Genomic DNA, 20,479 nt, shown 5'->3' on the forward strand with positions numbered 1-20,479 from the left:
GAAGGCACTCCCCGTGTCCCGTCTTCCGTCCTCGGCCGTACTGCTCGGCGTTCCTCAATGTTCCCGGCCGTTCCTGTGCGGTTCGCGGCCGCGTTCCCTCGACCGGCGTCCTGCCCCGATTCGTGACGCTAGCACGCACCCCGCCGAGGGACTCCGTCGGCGGGGTGCGCGGGGGACGAACCGGGGTGGCGGGCCGGCGGGGGCCGGTCAGCCGAGGCGGGTCAGCTTGCTGCCGAAGCCCGGCTCGGTGAGGTCCCCGCTCAGGGCCACCGGAACCTGGACGGCGCCGCTCGTGCCGCCGTCGCCCACGGTGAGCGTGCCCACCTTGGTGCCGGCCTTCGCGGTGTGCGGCAGCTTGTCGGCGACGAAGGACAGCTTCACCTTGAGGCCGGACCAGCCGACGGCGGTGACGTCCTGGGTGGCCACCACGGGGGTACGGCCGCCGAGCCCGTCGTCCGCGTATCCGACGACGGCGCCCTTCTTGATGATCGTCGCGGACTTCAGGGCACCCTGCGCCGACCGGATCAGCTTGTCGGCCGCGTACAGGGCCCCGCTGATGATGGTGTCGTCCGAGCCGCCGGCCGGCTGGCGCACCACGGCCCCGACGATGATCCGCGTCTGCCCGCCGACCTGCTGCTTCGCCGCGAAGACGAGGTTGCCGAGGGCGGAGGTGGTGGTGCCGGTCTTGATGCCGACGACGTTGTCGTGGCCGACCAGGCGGTTCCAGTTGGGGTGGTTCACGCCCTTGTAGTCGTTGTACGACATCATCGCGGCGACCTCACGGAAGGCCGGCTCGGTCATCGCGGCCTTGGCCAGCTTCACCTGGTCCACGGCGGTGCTGACGGTGGAGTTCGTCAGGCCCGAGGGGTCGGTGTAGGTGGTGTTGGTCATGCCGAGGCCCTTGGCGGTGGCGTTCATCTTCGCCACGAACGCCTTCTCCGAGCCGGCGTCCCAGCGCGCCAGCAGACGGGCCACGTTGTTCGCGGAGGCGATGAGGATGCCCTGCAGGGCCTCCCGCTGGGTGATCTCGTCGCCCGCGGTGACGTGGACGGTGGACTCCTGGCCCGCGTTCGACTGGGCCTCGGCGGCCTGGTCTATCTTGATCCTGGGGCCGTCGGCGCCGCTCTTCAGCGGGTGGTCGTGCAGGACGATGTACGCGGTCATGACCTTCGCGACGCTCGCGATGGGCACGGGCTTCTGGGCGCCGGAGGAACCGAAGCTGCCGATGCCCTGGACGTCGAGCGCCGCCTGGCCCTGGGCAGGCCACGGGACGGCCGTGCTGCTGCCGTCGAAGGTGTAGGTGTCCTTCGCGGTGAGGTCGAGGGTCGGGGACGGCAGCGGGCGCAGGGTCTGCACGACCGCAAATATGATCGCCAGCAGCAGGACCAGCGGAGTCCAGATCTTCACCCGGCGGACCAGCGTCCGGACGGGGGTCTGCGGCGGCGGGGGCGTGTTGGTCAGCTCGGCCAGCAGATCGATCGGCGGCTTGGGCGGCAGCGGCTGCTGCGTGGTGCGCTCGGGGCCGACCTGCGGGACGGGCGTGGTCGCGTCGGCGGGGGTCGCCCGGCCGGCGGGCTTGCGGTCGGCGGGACCGTCGAGCGGCTTGAGCGCGACGAACTTGCTGGTCCGCTCGGACGCGGACTCCTTGGGCGCGGGTGCCTGCGGCGCCTTGAGCATGGTGGTCGGCTGATCGACCTGCGGCTTGGCGGGGCGCGGGGCCTTGAAGACGGTGGTGGGCTGATCGACCCCGGAACCGGCCTCCGCGGCGGTGCCGGTGTCGTCGCCGCCGTCGGACTCGTCGGACTCGTCGGACTCGTCGGACTCGTCGGACTCGACGTCAGAGACTTCCTTCGCGGACGCGACGTCGGCCTTCGGGTCGTCCTCGGAGTCGGCTTCCGGCGCGTCGCTGTCCGCCTCGGCGGCGGCCTCGGGAGCGTCGTCGGCGTCCTCGGCCTCGGCCTTCGCGGGACCTTCCTCGTCCGCCGGGTCCTGCTCGTCCGCCTTCGTCTCCGTCTGCGACGCGCTGTCGGGCTTCACGTCACTGTCGGGCTTTACGTCACTGTCGGCCTCGTCGGCCTCGTCGGCCTCGTCGGCCTCGTCGGCCTCGTCGGCCTCGTCGGCCTCGTCGGCCTCGTCGGCCATCGGCTCGGCGGCGGCGGGCTCGGCGTCGTCCCGGCCGCCGGCCTTGGTCTCGGACTCCGCGCCGGCCTCCGGGGCGTCATCCGCCTCGGCGTCCGTCCGGTCCTCGTCGTCGGCCTCCGCCTCGGATGCCTCGCCGTCCTCCGCACCGGTCTCAGCCGGATCCGCATCGGCCGCAGCCGCAGCCGCAGCCGCATCCCCAGCCGCAGCCTCTGACTCCGCCTCAGCTTCCGTTCCGGCCTCGGCCTTGTCATCGGCCTCGGCCTTGTCATCGGCCTCGGCCTCGGCCTCGGCCTCCGCGTCCCCCTTGCGGACCCACGCCGACACGGCCGCCCGGAGGCGGGTGTCGGACTTGTCCTCGGGGGTGTCGGCGGGCCGCTTCGCAGCCCGTACCGAGAAGACCTTCGTCGCCGTGTCCACACCGCCGGCGGATTCCTCCGCACCGGCCGCGGGACGACGCGGATCGCGTGCCTCGGGAACCGTACCCGCGCTCCCCGACGTCGGTTCTGCCGACGACTCGCGCTGCTTCGACCTGTCGGGGGACTCGCCCGCCACCGATGCCTCCTCCATGCGCCGCACGCCCCGCGTGCGTCTACCGAACCGAACCAACCGAGCGCCCGCCCGGACACGCCTCCCCCCGGCTGTCCGAACCATGTACCAGTGTCCTGTGTGCGGGCTTGACCCCTGCGGTAGACGAGAACGACATACCTACTGGTTCCCTCACAAACAGGTCACGCACCCTCGACAGACCAATGTGAGAGGGGTCACCCTGTCTTTCATCCACGCGGGGAGGCATGGATGGGCAGGAGCCGCAGAACACTTCCGGAGGAGCTTCTGCTGCTGGCATTGGACCCGGCCACGGGTACCACTGCGCAGCCGCAGTCGCTCGACCTCGGTCTGGCCGGAGCGCAGCTAGTGGAGCTGGCGCTGGCCGGACGGATAGCCCCAGACGGGGATCGTATCGCCGTGGTGGCACCACGGCCGACTGGAGATCCGACTTTGGACTGCGCGTTGGAGTTGCTGCGAAGGCGTGGCGCTCCCGTGCGGGCAGTGAACTGGATCGGCGGGCCACGACTGGGGCTCCGTCAGGTCTACCTCACGCATCTGGAGCGGTGCGGCATGGTCGCCGCCGTGGCGGGCCAGATGTGCGGGGTGTTGCCGACGACTCGCTACCAGGCGACGGACAACGAGATCAGCCGGGAGATCAGAGCCCGACTGGACTCCGCGATCCGCACCGGCGTACCGCCGGACCCGCGGACCGCGGCGCTCGCCGCCCTGGCCCACGCGGTCGGACTCGGCAAGCACCTGTATCCGGGGAACGAGGGCCGGTCCTCGCGGTCCCGGCTGCGGGATCTGATCCGGCACGACCCCATGGGCGGCCTCGTGGCGCACGCCGTGATGGACGTCCAGAACGGTGCGGCGGCCCAGCCGCGCCGCGCCCCGGCCCCGGCCGGCCGTCAGGTCGCCCCCGGAGCCAGGCCCGCACCGGAACCCGCGCGCGGTGTTCCGATGCAGCCCCGACGCGCGGGCACCATGGCGCGCGCCGTGGCCCACTGAGCCGTACCGCACGTACCGCGAGCACCGCAGTACCCCACGCACCACGAGCACCGCAGCACCCACGCACCGCATGTGCCGCAGGCCCCAGAAGCCCGGTACGGGAGCCGCTGGACCGAGCGGGGTGGTGAGACGTCCGTCTCGCCGCCCCGCTCGGTCACGCTTGCCCCAACTGACGCGTACGCGCCGTATATCCACCGTTTGCCAGCGGCAACGAGCACCTTGGTGGCAGTCTGCTCAGCAGCAGATACGCAAAGTGTCAGGTACAGGCAGGCAGCCGGAGGTGCACGTCCCGTGGCGTCCAATGTCAATCCCACCGTCAGGCGACGCCGGCTGGGCCAGGAGCTGCGCAGGCTCCGCGAGCTCAAGGGCATGACGGCAGAGGAAGTAGCCGAGAGACTGCTGGTGTCGCAGTCGAAGATCAGCCGGCTGGAGAACGGCCGACGATCCATCAGCCAGCGCGACGTACGCGACCTGTGCGGAGTGTACGAGGTCGAGGACCAGCGGGTCGTCGAGTCGCTGATGGAGATGGCCCGGGACTCCCGGCAGCAGGGCTGGTGGCACGCCTTCGGGGACATCCCCTACAGCGTCTACATCGGGCTGGAGACGGACGCCGAGTCGCTGCGCGTGTACGAACCCCAGCTGGTCACCGGCCTGTTGCAGACCCGGGCGTACGCCGAGGCGCTGGTGCAGGGCGCGTTGCCGGAGACCTCGACCGGCGACATCGAGAAGCGGGTCCAGGTCCGGCTGCGGCGACAGGAACGTATCACCGCCGAGAACAACCCGCTCCGGCTGTGGGTGGTGCTGGACGAGGCCGCGCTGCGCCGGGTGGTGGGCAACAAGCTGGTGATGCGGGAGCAGTTGGAGTACCTCATCGAGATGTCCCAGCTGCCCCACATCACCGTGCAGGTGCTGCCGTTCGAGGTGGGCGCGCACCCGGGGCTCAACGGGCAGTACGCGATCCTGGAGTTCGCCGACGCGGCCGACTCCAGCGTGGTCTACCTGGAGGGCGTCACCAGCGACCTGTACCTGGAGAAGGCGCACGACGTCCAGAGGTACGCCGTCATGTACGAACATCTGCGGGCGCAGTCGCTGAATGTGGAGCAATCCCGGCAGTTCATCTCGGATGTGGCCAAAGAGTACGCCCGTTGAGCCTTCTCTGAGTGAAGCGCCGGATCTTACAACGGTGTCACGCTCTGGCGGAAGGCTCACCTGGAATATGCCATCCGGTCGAGTGAACGACCGCTCCAGAAAGGGCGGTTGCCGAGTAGCGTCGATCACGCCAACCGTTCGACATGGTTGGCGTGATTCGCACTACAGCAACTCGCTACAGGAGTGGACATGGCACTGCTTCAGGGCGCCACGGAGACGTGGACGAAGTCCTCCTATTCCGCAGGGAACGGGGCGTGCGTCGAGGTGAAGTCGCCCGCGACCGAGGAACTCGCCGTACGCGACTCCAAGGTCACCGAAGGCCCCACCCTGGCCTTCCCCGCCGACGCGTGGAACGCCTTCGTCGCATCGGTCAAGGCGTAGGGGGCGCTTCCCTGACCCTCGCCCGCTCACGCCCGCGACGACGACAACTGCACAAGCACCACCCACAGAGCCCTCTCGACTAGCCCGCCGTCCTTGCCGAGGGGGCTCGCCCCTTACCCCGTTCACCCCGGTCACTCCGCTCCGGGAAGTCCCTTCAGCGGAAAGGCCACGTCGCACACCGGGTCGTCCGCGCCCGCCGCGTCCCAGTCCGCGAAGTACACCTCGCGGCACGGGCCGTCGGGCTCCCGTCCCTGCCCGGCCATCCACCGCTCCACCGCCTCGAACGCGGCCAGGATCTGCGGATGGGCCACCTGGGCCTTGGTGATCCGGGTGTAGGCCAGCCGCCGGGCCGGCTCCACCCGGACCGTCGTCTGCCAGGGCCGCCCCCGCGCGGCCACCCACGCCCGGGCCGCCGCCTCGTCCGCCACGGGCACACAGGACTCGGCGGGCCCGTCGCTCTCCATGGAGACCTCGGAGTGGTAGACGACGAACGGCGCCCCGGCCGTACCGCCGCACGCCCGGGCCGCCTCCTCCAGGCGCCCCAGGGACGCCCCGATCCAGGCCGGCAGCTCGTCCGCCAGGGTGTGCCGCGTCTCGGTGATCACCACCTGTTCGGGCACGTCCACCGTCTCGATCTCGAACTTTCCGTACATCTCGGAGCTCCTCCCCGACAGCAGTCCACGGAGGTACTCGACGAGCGTCCGCTGACCGGCCACCCGTGCCTCGACGCCGCCCCAGTAGGCGGCGAGCCGGTCGGCCGCCTCGGGCCCGTCCGCCTCGACCACCTCGGCGATCCGCGCGAGCGGCATGTCGAGCCGGCGCAGCAGTGCCACCAGCCGGGCCCGGCCGACCTGGCCCGCCCGGTAGTAGCGGTAGCCGGTGGCCTCGTCCACCTGCGCGGGGGCCAGCAGGCCCAGGCGGTCGTAGAGCCGCAGCGCCTTCGCCGACAGCCGTGCCCGCGCCGCGAACGCGCCGATGGTGAGCAGTTCGTCGTCCACTCCAGCATCCTCCGTCACCGGGCGGTTCCTTTCCGCCCGGTGACCAGGAGACTCATCCCTGCCCCAGGGGCAAGGTCAACACCTGCCGGCGGCCGCCGTCAGGCGAGGGCGCCCTCCACCGCCGCCACGACCTCCGCCGACTCCGGCTCGGTCTGCGGGGAGAACCGGGCGACGACCTCGCCGTCCCGCCCGATCAGGAACTTCTCGAAGTTCCAGCGGATGTCACCGCTGTGCCCCTCGCCGTCGGCGAAGCCCACCAGCCGCTCGTACAGCGCGTGCCGGCCCTCCCCGTTCACCTCGACCTTCTCGGTCAGCGGGAAGGTCACGCCGTACGTCGCCGAGCAGAACTCGGCGATCTCCTCGGCGCTGCCGGGCTCCTGCCCGAGGAACTGGTTGCAGGGCACGCCGAGCACGGTGAAGCCCTGCCCGGCGTACCGTTCCTGCAGCCGCTCCAGCCCGGAGTACTGGGGGGTCAGTCCGCACTTGGAGGCCACGTTCACGATGAGCACGGCCTGGCCCGCGTACTGCGGCAGATCCGCGGAACCACCCCGCAGGGCACCGATCTCGACGTCGAGCACGGAGTTGTTCTGGTCAGTAGTCGTCATAAGCGGATGCTATCTCCGCTTAGTACCGATCCGGTCCCGGGCCTCCAGTGCCGCAACAGGCAACCTTCGCCCCGTCGCGACGCCCGGCACGCGCCCCCACCCTCGAACCGGCTTCGCCGCCTCGGGCGGGGGACCCCCTTCACTCCCCAGCCTCCGGCCGGGGGGACCCCCAGAGCACGCACCGGACGCCGCTCCTTGACGGGCAGACGTTGCCTGCCGCGGCACTAGCCGGCGGACTTCACCGTCAGGTCACCGTTCGTGGTCGACAGGTCCAGGCGGTAGGTGCCGGACGGGTCGTTCTCGAACGCCACCTTCTTGCTGCCGCTGGAGGTGTCGGCCGTGATCTGGTACTTCGCGGCCGGCGCCGTGACCGTGAGGCTGCCGTTGGTGGTGCGGCCCTTGATGTTCTGCGGGGTGGCCGTCTCGATCGTCACCGCGCCGTTCGACGTCTGGGTGTCGATGCCGCCGCCCTTGACGCCCTTGACGCGGACTTCGCCGTTGGACGTGCGCAGCTTCACCGGGCCGCTCGCGCCGTTCACCGCGATCTCGCCGTTGGTCGTGTGCACGTTGACCGTGCCGACGTCGTCCAGCGTGAGATCGCCGTTGGACGTTCCTCCCGTCACCGGAAGACCGGCGGGCACCTTGACGTCGTACTCGATGCCGCAGTCCTTGCCGCAGCCGAGGAGCGTCAGGACGCCGTTCTCGACGTGGAAGGACGTGCCGCTCGGCTTGTCACCGCGGTAGTCGACCTTGCGGTGCACCAAGACCTTGGAGGTGTTCGCCGAAGCCTCCACCTTCACCCCGCCGTCCTTGCTGTCCAGATGGATGGAGGTGACCTTCTGGGACAACGCGGAGTCGTCCTCGAAGGTCTTCTGGCCGAGGGCCGAGCACGCGGAGAGCCCGCCGACCGCGAGAGCGGCCGAAGCCGCCACTGCAAGGGCGTGGGTCTGCAGGCGTCGCATGGAAATCCCCCTGTGTGGAGCGAGTTGCGTCATCGAGCGGTCACCCCGACCTTATGCAGCCGCCCCTGACGCCCACGATGGGGAAAACCCCCCAATGCCGGCTTCGGCGGTGTCGGCCGCCGGGAGTTCACCTGCCCTCGGGCCCGGGGAGTTCGCCGGAGCCGCGGGCCAGGTAGCGAGTGGTCAGGACGCGGTGCCGGGCCGGGCCGCCCTCGCCGCCGAGGCGGTCGAACAGCAGGGCCGCGGCCTCCCGGCCGATGGCGACCGGGTCCTGGACGATCACCGAGATGCCGGGTTCGAGCAGGTCGGCGAAGGGCAGGTCGTCGAAGCCGACCAGTGCCACCCGGTGCTGCAGCCGGAGTTCCTGCAACGCCTTGCGCACGCCCACGGTCACGAGGTTCTGGGCGGAGACGAGCGCCGTGGGCGGCTGGGCGAGGGCGAGGAGTTCGCGGGTGGCCCGCTGGGCGGCCCCGGCGCCGTGCACTCCGCGCCGTACCAGCGAGGGATGCAGGACGCAGCCCGTCTCCGCGAGTCCCTCCACGAATCCGGCGTGGCGCTCCTCGGCCGTCCAGATCGCGGGGAGGTCCCCGAGGAAGGCGATACGCCGGTGTCCCGCCGCGTACAGCCTGCGCACCGCCGCGCGCACGCCGGCCCGGTTGTCCACCGTCACGGTGTCCGTCTGCCGCGCGGTCGTGGGGCGGTCCACACACACGACGGGTGTGCCGCCGTGGCGGGCCGCGTCGAGATCCGTGTCGGTGAGTCCGGTGGGAACGACGACGAGACCGTCGACCCGGCGCGCGGTGAAGGTCTTCACCAGGCCGCGTTCCCTGACCGGGTCCTCGTCGGTCGACCCGGCCAGGACCAGCACCCCGCGCTCGGCGGCGGTGTCCACCACCGCGCGGTGCAGCGCGGCGGAGAACGGGTTGGCGGCGTCCTCCAGGATCAGCCCGAGGGTGTGGGTGCGGCGGTCGGCCCGGCGCAGGCTGCTGGCCGTCAGGTCCTGCCGGTAGCCGAGCAACTCGGCGGCACGCGTCACCTTTTCCGCCAGGTCAGGAGTGACCCCCGGCTTGCCGTTGACGACCCGGGAGACGGTGGCGATGCCCACCCCGGCCATGGTCGCGACATCGCGCATCGTCACCGACCGCCGGCCGGCGTCGTTCGCGGGCTCCGGTGACATGTCCGGCAACGTTTTCACCCCCGGTCGACCGCACCCGACGGCATCCCTCGTCGTCGTACGCATCCTCCCACGAGAGCGATTTGCTGCACAGAGTCTGGACAGTGCGGCACGGCGGCCGTACGTTGCGGCGAAACGTTTCCAGACGGCTCGAACCCCTCGTTGCCGCGCTCCCCTGACGGGCGGGCTCGCCTGTGGCCTGTAAGGAGCACCATGTCCCCAACGGTTCGTCCGCGCCGTCGGCTGCTCGCCGCGCTGGCAGTCCTCACCGGACTCGGCCTGGTCGTCGCTTCCCCGGCCTCGGCCGGCACCCTCTACCAGGAGACGTACCGGCCCCAGTTCCACTTCACCCCGGACCGGAACTGGATGAACGACCCCAACGGCCTGATCTGGTACAAGGGGCGGTACCACCTGTTCTTCCAGTACAACCCGTCCGGCAACACCTGGGGCAACATGTCCTGGGGCCACGCGGTCAGTACCGACCTGGTGCACTGGAAGCAACTCCCGGTGGCCATCCCGCAGGACGACGAGGAGATGGTCTTCTCCGGCAGCGTGGTCCTGGACAGGAACAACACCTCGGGCTTCGGGACCAAGGCCGACCCGGCCCTGGTCGCCGTCTACACCAGCCTGGTGAAGTCCACCGGCGTCCAGCGGCAGTCGCTCGCCTACAGCACCGACGGCGGCACCACCTGGACCAAGTACTCCGGCAACCCGGTCCTCGACCTCGGCTCGGCCAACTTCCGCGACCCCAAGGTGTTCTGGTACGCCCCCACCCACAGCTGGCTGATGGCCGTAGCCCTCTCCGACCAGCACAGGATCTCCTTCTACCGCTCCACCGACCTCAGACACTGGAGCCACCTGAGCGACTTCGGCCCGGCCGGCGCGACGGGCGGCGTCTGGGAGTGCCCGGACCTGTTCCCGCTGCCCGTGGACGGCGACGCGAAGAAGACCAAGTGGGTGCTGGCGGTCAACCTCAACCCCGGTGCCGTCGCCGGCGGCTCGGGCGCCCAGTACTTCGTCGGTGACTTCGACGGCACGAAATTCACCGCCGACGACAGCGGGACGTACACCGCCCCGAGCGGCACCGTCATGCAGGACTTCGAGTCCGGTTCGTACGCCAACTGGGCGGCCTCCGGCAGCGCGTTCGGCGGCGCCCCGGCGACCGGCGCCGTGGACGGCCAGAGCGCGGTGACCGGCTACGGCGGCCAGGGCTTCGCCGACAGCTTCCACGGCGGCGACGCCACCACCGGCACGCTGACCTCACCCCCGTTCACGGTGAACAGCGACTACATCAACTTCAGGGTGGGCGGCGGCAACCACCCGTACCGGCCCGGCTCGGTCCTGGGCGACGAGCCCACGCCGGCCGGCGAAACCCTCGCCGACTTCGAGGGCGGCACCTACTCCAGCCCCGTGGGCGACTGGACCGCCACCGGCGACGCCTTCGGCACCGGACCGGCCCAGGGCACCCTGCCCGACCAGCAGCAGGTCTCCGGCTACCTCGGCCACGGCCTGGTCAACAGCTACCTGCACGGCGACGCCGCCACCGGCACCCTCACCTCACCGGCCTTCACGATCGACAAGAAGTACCTCGACTTCCTCATCGGCGGCGGCTACCACGGCGTCAGCTCCGACGCCCCCACGGCCGTCGAACTCGTCGTCGACGGCAAGGTCGTGCGCTCCGCCACCGGCGCCAACTCCGAGGCGCTGGACTGGACTTCGTGGGACCTGTCCGACCTGCGGGGCAAACAGGCCCGGATCGAGGTCGTCGACGGCAACACCGGCGGGTGGGGTCACATCGACCTCGACCAGGTGGTCCTCTCCGACACCCGGGCCCAGCCGCGCTCCGCCGAGACCGGCGTCAACCTGCTCGTCGACGGCGAGATCGTGCGGAGCGCCACGGGCTCCGACTCCGAGAACCTCGACTGGGCCTCCTTCGGCACCACCGCCTACAAGGGCAAGAAGGCCCAGCTCCAGATCGTCGACGCCAACACCGGCGGCTGGGGACACGTCCTCGCCGACGACTTCACCGCCGCCGACAAGCCGGCCCTGTCCGTCCCGCAGCGCGCGCACTGGCTCGACCACGGCCAGGACTTCTACGCGGCCAACACCTTCAACGACGCCCCCGGCGGCCGACGCGTCATGATCGCCTGGATGAACAGCTGGAACTACGGGCAGACCATCCCCACCAGCCCCTGGCGCAGCGCCGACACCTTCCCCCGGCAGCTCGCCCTGCGGACCGTCGACGGCACGACCCAACTGGTCCAGCAGCCGGTCGGCGAACTGAAGACGCTCCGGGGGGCCGGCGCCGATGTCCCGGCCACGACCGTCACCGACGGCACCACGCCGCTCGCCGTCCGGGGCGGCGTCCTGGAACTCCAGGCCCGGCTCACCGCGGGCACCGCCGACCGCTTCGGCCTCGACGTACGCACCGGCGGCGGCCGGCGCACCCGGATCGGCTACGACACCACCACCGGCGAGGTCTACCTGGACCGCACCGCCTCCGGCGCGACCGACTTCGACCCGTCCTTCTCCAGCACCGAGCACGCCCGGCTCGCCCTCGACGGCAAGCCCCTGAGCCTGCACATCCTCGTCGACGCGTCCTCGGTCGAGGTCTACGCCGAGAACGCGGCCGGCCGGCAGGTCGTCCTCACCGACCAGATCTTCCCCGATCCCGCCGCCACCGGCGTCGACCTCTTCGCCGACAACGGCACCGCAACCCTCAACCGTCTGCGGGCGTGGCAACTGGCGTCCATCTGGAAGTGACCACTCACCACGAACAGGTATGTAGAGATCATGACAAATCCGGGGTAGGCATGCCCACATGTCCTCACCTCGATTACGCCGGACCAGCCGCCTCGCCGCGCTCGCCGCCGCCGCGGCGCTCGTCCTGGCCGGCTGCGACAGCGGCGGCACACCGCACTCCGGTGACGGCCGCCGGCAGCTGACCGTGGCGGCACTGCCGCTCACCGACTCCGCCGCCCTCTATCTGGCCAGGGACCGCGGGCTGTTCGCCAAAGAGGGCCTGGACGTGCGCATCGTGCCCGTGCAGCAGAGCATCCAGGCACTGCCCGCACTGCTCAAGGGCCAGGTGGACGCCATCGCCAGCGCCAACTACGTCACCTACTTCCAGGCGTACGAGAAAGGCACCCTGGACCTGCGCATCCTCGCCGAGGGGGTGCGGATCGCCCCGCACATGATGGATGTCCTCGTGCCCAGGGACTCCGCCCTGAAGTCGCCCGCGGACCTCGCCGGCAAGAAGGTCGCCGTCGCCGTCCTCAACAACATCCAGTCCCTGACCCTCAACGCGATCCTCGACGCCCGGCACGCCGGCCGGCCCGTCTACCGGCAGATCCTGTTCCCGCAGATGGGCCCCGCCCTCCAGCGGGGCCAGGCGGACGCCGTACACGCGGTCGAGCCCTTCGACACCGCCATCCAGGGCGAGCTGGGCGCGAGGGTGCTGCTCGACGGCGGTTCCGGACCGGCGCGGGGCCTGCCCGCCAGCGGGTACGTCACCACCGCCGCCTTCGTGAAGAAGGACCCGAAGGCGGCGGCCGGCTTCCGCCGGGCCGTCGAGGCGGCGTCCGAGCTGGCCGCCCGGGACCCGGCCGCCGTACGCGCCGAACTGCCCAGGTACACCAAGGTGACCGCGGACCAGGCCGCGTCGATCCACCTGCCGGCCTATCCGCCGAGCGCCGATCCGGCCGTCCTGCGCCGGCTCGTCCGGCTCATGCGCACCCAGGGACTGCTCGGCAAGGACATCGACCCGGCACCCCTGCTGGTGAGATGACCCGGCGTCAGGAACTCCTGCTGGGCCTGCTCGGCGCGGCGGCGGCCGTCGGGATCTGCGAGGCGGTGGCCCGCGCCGGGATCGTCCGGCGCGGCTATCTGCCGCCCGCGTCCGACGTCCTCGTCCGCGCCGCACGGCTGGCGGGTGATCCGGGCTTCCTCGACGGGATCGGGGTGACCCTGCGGGCGTGGGCGATCGGCCTCGGACTCGCCTGTGCGCTCGCCGTGCCGCTGGGCCTGCTGCTGGGCGCGGTGCCGGTGGCGGAGGCCGCCGTACGCACCGTGATCGAGTTCCTGCGGCCGCTGCCGTCCGTCGCGCTGATCCCGCTGGTGTCGCTGCTGCTCGGGTCGGGCACCCGGACCGAGGTGACGCTGATCGCGTACGCCTCGGTGTGGCCGGTGCTGTTCAACACCGTCTACGGCCTCGGCGAGACCGACCCGCTGGCCAGGGACACCCTGCGGGCCTTCGGGTTCGGCCGGCTCGCGGTGCTGCTGCGGGTGGAGCTGCCGGCCACCGCCCCCTTCATCGCCGCCGGCGTGCGGATCTCGGCCGCGGTCGCCCTGATCCTCGCCGTCGCCACGGAGATCCTCGCCGGCTTCGGGCAGGGCCTCGGCATCTTCATCGCCCAGGCCCAGACCGCGACCGACGGCACACGGGACGTGCTGGCCGGTGTGGTGTGGGCGGGCGGCCTCGGGCTGCTGATCAACGGCGTACTGGTCGGCGCGGAGCGGCGGTTGTTCGCCTGGGCCCAGGAACCCCGGCCGGCTCCGGACAAGCCGGAACGGCGCCGCACATGAGCCGTGCACAGCCGCAGCCGCGGGGCGACCGACGGCCAGGATCGACACCCGGCCCGCCCCGCACCACCACCGGCGCCGCAACCACCGCTACCGCCGCCGCCGTTCCCTTCCTGCTGCGCTGGGCGGTGTTCCTCGGCGCCGTCCTGTGCTGGGAGCTGGCCGCCCGCGCGCGGCACAGCGTGTACTTCCCGCCGCCGCTGCGGATCGTCCGGCACGCCCGCGCACTGTGGTTCTCGGGCCCCGCAGGCCATCTGTTCCTCACCCCGGACGCCGTCGGCACCGTCCTGCCGAGCCTGGGCCGGATGGCCGCCGGGTTCGCCCTGGCCGCCGTCGCCGGGATCACCCTGGGGATCGCGGTGGGCCGCTCACGCCGGGCGTACGCGCTGTGCAACCCGGTGCTCCAGTTCGCACGGGCCGTGCCGCCGCCCGCGCTGGTACCGGTGTTCGTCGTCGTCTTCGACGTCGGTACGCCCATGCAGGTGGCGTCGATCGTGTTCGGCGCCGTATGGCCGGTGCTGGTCAACTCGGCCGAGGGCGCCCGGGCCACCGATCCGCTGCGGCTCCAGGTGGCGGCCGTGCTGCGGCTGACGGCAGCCGAACGGCTCTGGTTCCTGATCCTGCCCTCGGCGCTGCCCCGGATCTTCGCCGGGCTCCGGCTCAGCCTGTCGCTGTGCCTGATCCTGATGGTGTTCTCCGAGCTGCTGCCGGGCAGTGACGACGGCATCGGATTCACCCTCACCGACGCCCAGACCCGTTCCGACCTGCTCACGGTGTGGTCGGCACTGCTGCTGCTCGGCGCACTCGGGTATCTCCTCAACACCGGACTGCTGGCGGTCGAGAAGCGGCTCGTCGGCCCGGGTTCGTCCGCATCCGCGTCCGCAAGGAGGACAGCATGACGAGGCCCAGGACGGCCACGGCCGCGACGGCCACGACGGCCACGGGGACGGTGTCGACGCCGACGACCGTGCGGGAGGCGGTCGTACGATTCCTGCGCGACACCGGCATGACCACGGTCTTCGGCAACCCGGGCTCCACCGAACTGCGGATGTTCCGCGACTGGCCGGACGACTTCACCTATGTGCTGGGGCTGCAGGAGTCCGTCGCCGTCGGCATGGCGGCCGGGCACGCGCTCGGCACCCGGCGGGCCGCGTTCGTCAGCCTGCACTCGGCCGGCGGGGTGGGGCACGCGCTCGGCGCGGTCTTCAACGCCTTCCGCGACCGGGTGCCGCTGGTGATCGTGGCCGGTCAGCAGGCGCGCTCGCTGATCCAGCTGCGGCCGTTCCTCGGCGCCGACGAACCGGCCGGCTTCCCGCGCCCGTACGTCAAGTTCGCGCGCCAGCCGGAACGGGCCGAGGACGTGCCGGCCGTGCTCGCCGAGGCGTACCGGGTCGCGATGGCGCCGCCGCGCGGGCCCGTCTTCGTGTCCGTGCCCGAGGACGACTGGGACCGGCCCGCCGAGCCCGTCGCCCCCCGCGAGGTGCGGTCGGCGTTCACGGCCGACCCGGACGCCCTGGCCGCGCTCGCCGCCCGGCTGGAGACCTGCCGTCGCCCGGCGCTCGTGGTCGGTCCCGGCGTGGACGACGAGGACGCGCTGGACCGGGTGCGGGCGCTGGCCGAGCGGATCCGGGCCGGGGTGTGGATCAGCCCGCTCTCCGGCCGTTCCGGCTTCCCGGAGACGCATCCGCTGTTCCAGGGCTTCCTGCCGCCGATCGCCCGCCGGCTGTCCGCGCGTCTCGCGCCGTACGACGTGGTGGTCGCCCTCGGCGCACCGGTGTTCACCTACCACGTGGCGGACGGCGGTCCGCCGCTCGCGCCCGGCACCGAGCTGTTCCACCTGGACTGCGACCCCGGCCAGGCCGCCTGGCTGCCCACCGGCACCAGCATCGTCACCACCCTGCGGCCCGCCCTGGAACGGCTCACCGCGCTCCTGGGGGAACCCGGACCCGACCGCGAACCGCCGCCGCCCCGCACGGCCCCCGCCCCGGCGCCCGCCGACGGACACGCGGGACACATCACCCCGGAGCTGTTCTTCGACCTGCTGCGCGACCGGCTGCCGCGTGACCGGGTCCTCGTCGAGGAGGCACCGAGCCACCGGGACGCGCTCCACGCGCGCGTGCCCGTCGCGTCCGGCGGCGGCTTCCTCACCACGGGCAGCGGGGCACTCGGCTGGGGCCTGCCGCTCGCGGTGGGCCGGGCCCTCGCCGACCGGCGCCGGGTGGTGTGCGTGGTCGGGGACGGCTCGGCGCTGTACTCGGTGCAGGCCCTGTGGACCGCGGCCCGTCACACGGCACCGGTCACCTACGTCCTCCTCGACAACGGCGGTTACGCGGCCGTCAGCGCGCTGGGCCGCCGGATCGGCGTCGCGCCCGTCCCCGGCACGGACATCACGGGCATCGACTTCGCGGCCCTCGCCGAGTCCCTCGGCTGCCCGGCGGCCCGCGCCGAGCACGCGCGGGAACTGCCGGCCGCCCTGGACCACGCCCTGGGCCGCGGCGACGACACCGGCCCCTTCCTCCTGCATCTCGCGGTGACCGGCAGCGCGGGCACCCTGTACGAACCCTGGGCCGGGTGAGGGATGCTGCGCCTCGACTCCGTCAGCCGGCACTACGGCGACCAGCACGTCCTGGACGACATCAGCCTGACCGTGCCCGACGGCCAACTCCTCAGCGTGGTCGGGCCCTCCGGCTGCGGAAAGTCGACACTGCTGCGGACCGTCGCCGGGCTGCTGCCCGCGCAGGAGGGCACGGTCACCGTCGACGGGGCACCGGTGACCGGCGTACCGGAGCGGCTCGCGGTGGTCTTCCAGGAGTACGGCCGCTCGCTGCTGCCCTGGCTCACCGTCCGCGACAACGTGGCCCTGCCGCTGCGCCGCCGGGGCCGGAGCCGCGCCGACCGCCGGGACCAGGCCGAGGCGATCCTCGAACGGGTCGGGCTGCACGGGGTCGCCCGGCGCCATCCCCGGGAGCTGTCCGGCGGGATGCAGCAGCGTGTCGCCATCGCCCGCGCCCTCGTCTGCCGTCCCTCGCTGCTGCTCATGGACGAGCCGTTCGGCTCCCTGGACGCGGGCACCCGCGAGGACCTGGAGGACCTCCTCCTCGAAGTCCACCGCACCGACGACACGACCATCCTGTTCGTCACCCACGACATCGACGAGAGCGTGTACGTGGGCGATCGCGTCGTCGTCCTCTCTCCCGGCCCCGGCTCCCGTGTCGTCCGGGACCTGCCGGTCGATCTGCAGGGCGAGCGGGACCAGATCACCACGCGCAGCTCTCCCGGTTTCGTGGCGCTGCGCACGGAGGTGGGACGGGCGGTGCGCGATGTGTGAAGGCGCGATGTGTGAAGAGGTTGTCATAACTACGTGGTGATCCATTGGCCAAAGCCGTAGGCTCCCTTTGACCATTCAAAGACTCCGTGGGGGAACATTCATGCGCGCAACCACGCGCCTTGCCCTGCTCGGCACCAGCGTCGCGCTGGTCGCCACCGCCATCGGTGCCACAGCCGCCCAGGCCGCGGACGGCGGAGCGGGCGACATCACGATCGACAAGGTCGTCGTCAACGGCGGCAAGCCGGTCGTCGTCGGTACCACCAACGTGGTGTCCGCCAAGGTCTCGGTGACCGCGTCGGACGATTCGGGCATCGCCGAGACCACGTACATCAGCGCCTTCGGCCCGAACCCGAACTTCGCCCAGGTCTGGTACGACCAGGGCCAGATCACCTGCGTCAAGGCGAGCGCCACCACGTCCACCTGCTCGGGCACGCTCACGTTCGACCCGCAGGCGGCGACCGGCTTCGTCGGCAACAGCGCGGCGGGAACCTGGAACCTCGGCACGCTGGTCTCCGCCAACGACTTCGACTACATCCACAAGGACGCGGCCACCACGTTCCAGGTGCAGCACAACTCGACGCTGACGGTCAACGCCTCGCCGACGCCGGTGAAGAAGGGCAAGGCCATCACGGTCACCGGCAAGCTCTCCCTGGCGAACTGGGACGACCACAAGTACCACGGCGACGCGAACCAGTCGGTGAAGCTGCAGTTCCGCAAGAAGGGCAGCAACACCTACACCACGCTGAAGACGATCAGGTCCGACGCGGCGGGCAACCTCAAGACGACCGTCACCGCCTCCACCGACGGCTACTTCCGCTACAGCTTCGCGGGCACGCCGACCATCGCACCGGTCACCACGGCCGGCGACTTCGTCCACGTCCGCTGACGAGACGTCAGTCCGTGCTGTACGAGTAGGACAGCACCACGGGGAGCGGCTCCTGCCCATCCGGCCCATCCGGCGCTCCCGTTCCCGTTCCCGGAGCACCGCTTCGCGGACACGAGCCTTCCAGGCCCGACGCGGCCCGTCTCCCACGCGTCGTCCGACGCACAGGATCCGACGCACAGGAGACGGCCCGCGCGGGGCGGGCATCCGGCGCGAGACCGGTTCGGGCTCCGGAACCGCGCGACACGGACGCATCCTCTCCCTGACGGCCTCCGGCTCTGACGCCTGCTTACGGTGGGCCGCGGGTTCTCGGCCGGCGGTGCGGCCGTCGCGGCCGGTGTATTCGCCCGGGGAATCCCGGCGTGAATCGGCCAGGCCTTGACCGTTGCGGCGTCCTCGTAGAAGATCTTTCTCGGTCCCCGGTAACGGGGCTGGAAAAAGGGGGAAAAGTGAAAAGGTTTGCAAAGTCGATACTCTTCGGCATTTCGGGCGCCGCGCTCGCGGTTGCCGGATTTGTCGCACCGGCGGCGGCCTATAGCCCGCAGAGCGGGGCGCGTACCGGAGATATCGCGGTTGAGGCCAGCGGCCTCGTAGCCGGCAAGCCCGTCATTCATAAGAGGGGTGACGGCGTCAAACCGCCGGCGCAGCTGGGCAACCCCTCCGAATGGGGCGTGGTGAAGCTGGAAATCAAGAAGTCGACCGTTCACCCGGATGGGAACACCTGCCAGACGGTGACCCATGGCAAGTGGTGCTATGGGTACGAGGTGGTGTCGGCCGGAACCGGAAAGTACTGCTACTCGAACTACAGCGCGGACGTGACTCACAAGTCCACGGTCAGGGTCATCAACATCGACCATTCAAGTGGCTGGGTGGCGAAGGGGGAGACCTCCTACGCCAACCACACGCAAGGTGCGGCGTACACCTGCTACGCATACTACGACAATGCATGAATTTGCCCGCAGCGATGAGGGTTGACCTCCCTCGGGTGGGCCATTGCTCCGGGCGCGTAAGCGCCCGGAGCAATGCCGTATCGGGGTCGTACGGGGGAGAGGGTGAAATCTTGGGGTGCTCGGGCCGCGTCGTTCGCGATGCCACTCGGGCTCGGCTTGCTGCTCGGCCTGCTGGGGCCTGCCGCTGAGCATGGGGGCGGCCGCCCAGGTGTGGCCGTGGGCGCCGTCCTCACCGGTGGTTGGCCGTGGGCGTGTTACGCGTTTCTGGTGGGCTATTTCCGCCGGTCCACAATCGAATCGATTGTCCTCGCGCCTCTGGGGCTGGCTGTCGGTGTCGTGGCCTACTACCTGGCCAAGACAAGCCTGGCCGCGCTGGAAGGAATGGATTCCTCAGGCGCGGGATCATCCGGAATCGCCCTCTGGGGGGTACTGGCATTTGTCTTCGGAGTACCCCTCGGTGTCCTGGGGAACCTCGCGAAGATGCCGGGAATCGGCGGCCTGCTCTTCCGGCTGCTCATTCCCCTGATGGCTTTTTCCGAGACGTTCATGCGTCTGGAGACGGAGTCGCGCGGGCCGAGTCAGGTCGTCCTGGGCACCTGGACCACCGTCGGGCTCACGGCCGTCGCCGTTGCGGTCGCTCTGGTGGGCCACACGGCCTGGGGTTGGTGGACGTCCCGCCGTAATCGCTCCGCCGGGGTGGGCGTTGGCTAGTGCTGTGACCGGAAAGGTTTGCCGAGCCGGTGAACCTTTCCGGTCGCAGCACCTGGCAAGGTGTCATCGACCTCGAGGCGCTGACCGTCACCGTGCGCCCGGTCCAGGCCGAGTTGCAGGACGGCCGGCTCTTCGCCGAGGCGCCGAAGTCCACGGCGGGGGTGCGCTCCGTCCGATGACGCCGAGCATGGCCGGGTCCCCCGTTCGCCACCGGCCGATGGATGCCGGCCCCGGCGACCCCCACGATGGCGAAGAGGGCTGCGCCCGTACCAGGGCCGGGCAGGCCGGCCTCGAGCCGGCCGACACGGGCAGTCCACCCCGGATCATCCGTCTCTCTCCCCGGAGGCCGCAGTGGGGCACGCTGTCGGTGATGTGCTGGGCCTGGCCGCGGGTGTCGCGGTCAGCCCACTCCCGACCGTGGCGGTCATCCTCATCCTGGCCACCCCGCAGGGGCGCCTGAACGGTCTGCTGTTCGCCCTCGGCTGGGTGCTGGGGCTCGCGGCGCTCGGCGCGATCATGCTGGCCGTGGGCGGCACGGGCGGAGCCTCGACCCACATGCACCCGGCCACCTGGGTCGGAGCCCTCAAACTCGCTCTGGGCGCACTCCTTGCCGTCTTCGCCGCCCGTCAATGGCGCCACCGCCCCAAAGGCGCCTCCCAGGCCCAGCTCCCGAAGTGGATGGCGGCGATCGACCACTTTCACGCCCACCAAGATCCTCGGCTTGGCGCTGCTGTTCTCGGCGGGCAATCTCAAGAACGCGCCCCTGACCATCGCCGCGGGGGCCTCGATCAGCTCTTCCGGGCTCCCCGTGCCCCAGCAGATCGCAACGCTCGCGATCTTCGTGGCCATCGCTTCCCTGGGAGTGCTCGCACCCGTCGTCGTCTACCTGGTCATGGGCGAACGCGCCAGAGGCATCCTCGGCGACTGGCGAGACCGGGCCGCGCAGCACAACGTCGCTGTCCTGGCCGTCCTGTTCTTCGTGCTCGGCCCCAAGCTCCTGGGCGACGGCATCAGCATCCTCGCCACCTGGCGAAGGCCGTGCCGACCGGAGGGGAGCCGGC

At 71.2% G+C, this 20,479-nt stretch carries 18 protein-coding genes and 2 pseudogenes; 15 read left to right on the plus strand and 5 right to left on the minus strand.

Going from position 1 to position 20,479, the window contains the following annotated elements:
• Window positions 1-207: 207 nt before the first annotated feature.
• Window positions 208-2,709: a D-alanyl-D-alanine carboxypeptidase gene (locus ACFYMM_RS20575; protein ID WP_388388473.1), complete on the minus strand. Its 2,502-nt coding sequence runs from the start codon at window positions 2,707-2,709 to the stop codon at window positions 208-210.
• A 228-nt stretch (window positions 2,710-2,937) separates the two neighbouring features.
• Between ACFYMM_RS20575 and ACFYMM_RS20580 the strand changes: the two genes are divergently transcribed.
• From ACFYMM_RS20580 to ACFYMM_RS20590, 3 genes are all read left to right on the plus strand, one after another.
• Window positions 2,938-3,696, plus strand: a complete 759-nt coding sequence (locus tag ACFYMM_RS20580; protein ID WP_388388475.1) for a GPP34 family phosphoprotein — start codon at window positions 2,938-2,940, stop codon at window positions 3,694-3,696.
• A 291-nt stretch (window positions 3,697-3,987) separates the two neighbouring features.
• Window positions 3,988-4,845 (plus strand): helix-turn-helix domain-containing protein, encoded by an 858-nt coding sequence (locus tag ACFYMM_RS20585; RefSeq protein WP_388388478.1) that lies wholly within the window; start codon window positions 3,988-3,990, stop codon window positions 4,843-4,845.
• A 189-nt stretch (window positions 4,846-5,034) separates the two neighbouring features.
• The gene (locus ACFYMM_RS20590; protein ID WP_388388479.1) at window positions 5,035-5,226 is read left to right on the plus strand and encodes a DUF397 domain-containing protein; all 192 of its coding nucleotides are present in this window, start codon (window positions 5,035-5,037) and stop codon (window positions 5,224-5,226) included.
• Between the two features lie 131 nt (window positions 5,227-5,357).
• On the opposite strand, the gene ACFYMM_RS20595 is transcribed toward ACFYMM_RS20590, so the two are convergent.
• The 4 genes from ACFYMM_RS20595 to ACFYMM_RS20610 form a co-directional block, all read right to left on the minus strand.
• On the minus strand, window positions 5,358-6,242 hold the full coding sequence (locus tag ACFYMM_RS20595) for a MerR family transcriptional regulator (protein ID WP_388388481.1): 885 nt from the start codon (window positions 6,240-6,242) through the stop codon (window positions 5,358-5,360).
• A gap of 80 nt (window positions 6,243-6,322) precedes the next feature.
• The gene (locus ACFYMM_RS20600) at window positions 6,323-6,829 is read right to left on the minus strand and encodes a glutathione peroxidase (RefSeq protein ID WP_388388483.1); all 507 of its coding nucleotides are present in this window, start codon (window positions 6,827-6,829) and stop codon (window positions 6,323-6,325) included.
• A gap of 224 nt (window positions 6,830-7,053) precedes the next feature.
• The gene (locus tag ACFYMM_RS20605) at window positions 7,054-7,791 is read right to left on the minus strand and encodes a DUF4097 domain-containing protein (protein WP_388388485.1); all 738 of its coding nucleotides are present in this window, start codon (window positions 7,789-7,791) and stop codon (window positions 7,054-7,056) included.
• A gap of 127 nt (window positions 7,792-7,918) precedes the next feature.
• Window positions 7,919-8,968, minus strand: a complete 1,050-nt coding sequence (locus ACFYMM_RS20610; protein WP_388388487.1) for a LacI family DNA-binding transcriptional regulator — start codon at window positions 8,966-8,968, stop codon at window positions 7,919-7,921.
• A 210-nt stretch (window positions 8,969-9,178) separates the two neighbouring features.
• Here ACFYMM_RS20610 and ACFYMM_RS20615 point away from each other — a divergent pair, with 210 nt between their 5' ends.
• The 12 genes and pseudogenes from ACFYMM_RS20615 to ACFYMM_RS20670 all read left to right on the plus strand — a co-directional run.
• Window positions 9,179-11,728 (plus strand): GH32 C-terminal domain-containing protein, encoded by a 2,550-nt coding sequence (locus tag ACFYMM_RS20615; protein WP_388388489.1) that lies wholly within the window; start codon window positions 9,179-9,181, stop codon window positions 11,726-11,728.
• Window positions 11,729-11,786: 58 nt separating this feature from the next.
• Entirely contained in the window at window positions 11,787-12,752 is a 966-nt protein-coding gene (locus ACFYMM_RS20620) for an ABC transporter substrate-binding protein (protein WP_388388492.1), read from the plus strand.
• Entirely contained in the window at window positions 12,749-13,549 is an 801-nt protein-coding gene (locus ACFYMM_RS20625; protein ID WP_388388494.1) for an ABC transporter permease, read from the plus strand. Before ACFYMM_RS20620 ends, ACFYMM_RS20625 begins: the two co-directional genes overlap by 4 nt.
• On the plus strand, window positions 13,546-14,445 hold the full coding sequence (locus ACFYMM_RS20630) for an ABC transporter permease (protein WP_388388496.1): 900 nt from the start codon (window positions 13,546-13,548) through the stop codon (window positions 14,443-14,445). The genes ACFYMM_RS20625 and ACFYMM_RS20630 overlap by 4 nt, the downstream gene beginning before the upstream one ends.
• On the plus strand, window positions 14,442-16,121 hold the full coding sequence (gene mdlC, locus ACFYMM_RS20635) for a benzoylformate decarboxylase (RefSeq protein WP_388388499.1): 1,680 nt from the start codon (window positions 14,442-14,444) through the stop codon (window positions 16,119-16,121). Before ACFYMM_RS20630 ends, mdlC begins: the two co-directional genes overlap by 4 nt.
• 3 nt (window positions 16,122-16,124) lie before the next feature.
• Window positions 16,125-16,874, plus strand: a complete 750-nt coding sequence (locus tag ACFYMM_RS20640) for an ABC transporter ATP-binding protein (protein ID WP_388388501.1) — start codon at window positions 16,125-16,127, stop codon at window positions 16,872-16,874.
• A 100-nt stretch (window positions 16,875-16,974) separates the two neighbouring features.
• Complete coding sequence (locus ACFYMM_RS20645; RefSeq protein ID WP_388388503.1) at window positions 16,975-17,760, plus strand: calcium-binding protein; 786 nt, start codon at window positions 16,975-16,977, stop codon at window positions 17,758-17,760.
• A gap of 446 nt (window positions 17,761-18,206) precedes the next feature.
• Window positions 18,207-18,707, plus strand: a complete 501-nt coding sequence (locus ACFYMM_RS20650; RefSeq protein ID WP_388388505.1) for a hypothetical protein — start codon at window positions 18,207-18,209, stop codon at window positions 18,705-18,707.
• Between the two features lie 216 nt (window positions 18,708-18,923).
• Window positions 18,924-19,418: a hypothetical protein gene (locus tag ACFYMM_RS20655; RefSeq protein WP_388388507.1), complete on the plus strand. Its 495-nt coding sequence runs from the start codon at window positions 18,924-18,926 to the stop codon at window positions 19,416-19,418.
• 29 nt (window positions 19,419-19,447) lie between these two features.
• Window positions 19,448-19,597, plus strand: coding sequence for a hypothetical protein (locus ACFYMM_RS20660; protein WP_388388510.1), 150 nt, complete (start codon window positions 19,448-19,450; stop codon window positions 19,595-19,597).
• 238 nt (window positions 19,598-19,835) lie between these two features.
• Window positions 19,836-20,006, plus strand: a pseudogene (locus tag ACFYMM_RS20665) (GAP family protein); the annotation flags it as partial.
• 19 nt (window positions 20,007-20,025) lie between these two features.
• Window positions 20,026-20,373 (plus strand): annotated as a pseudogene (locus ACFYMM_RS20670) (GAP family protein); the annotation flags it as partial.
• Window positions 20,374-20,479: the final 106 nt, after the last annotated feature.

It is taken from the genome of Streptomyces sp. NPDC006739 (assembly GCF_042869815.1).
Lineage (GTDB): Bacteria > Actinomycetota > Actinomycetes > Streptomycetales > Streptomycetaceae > Streptomyces.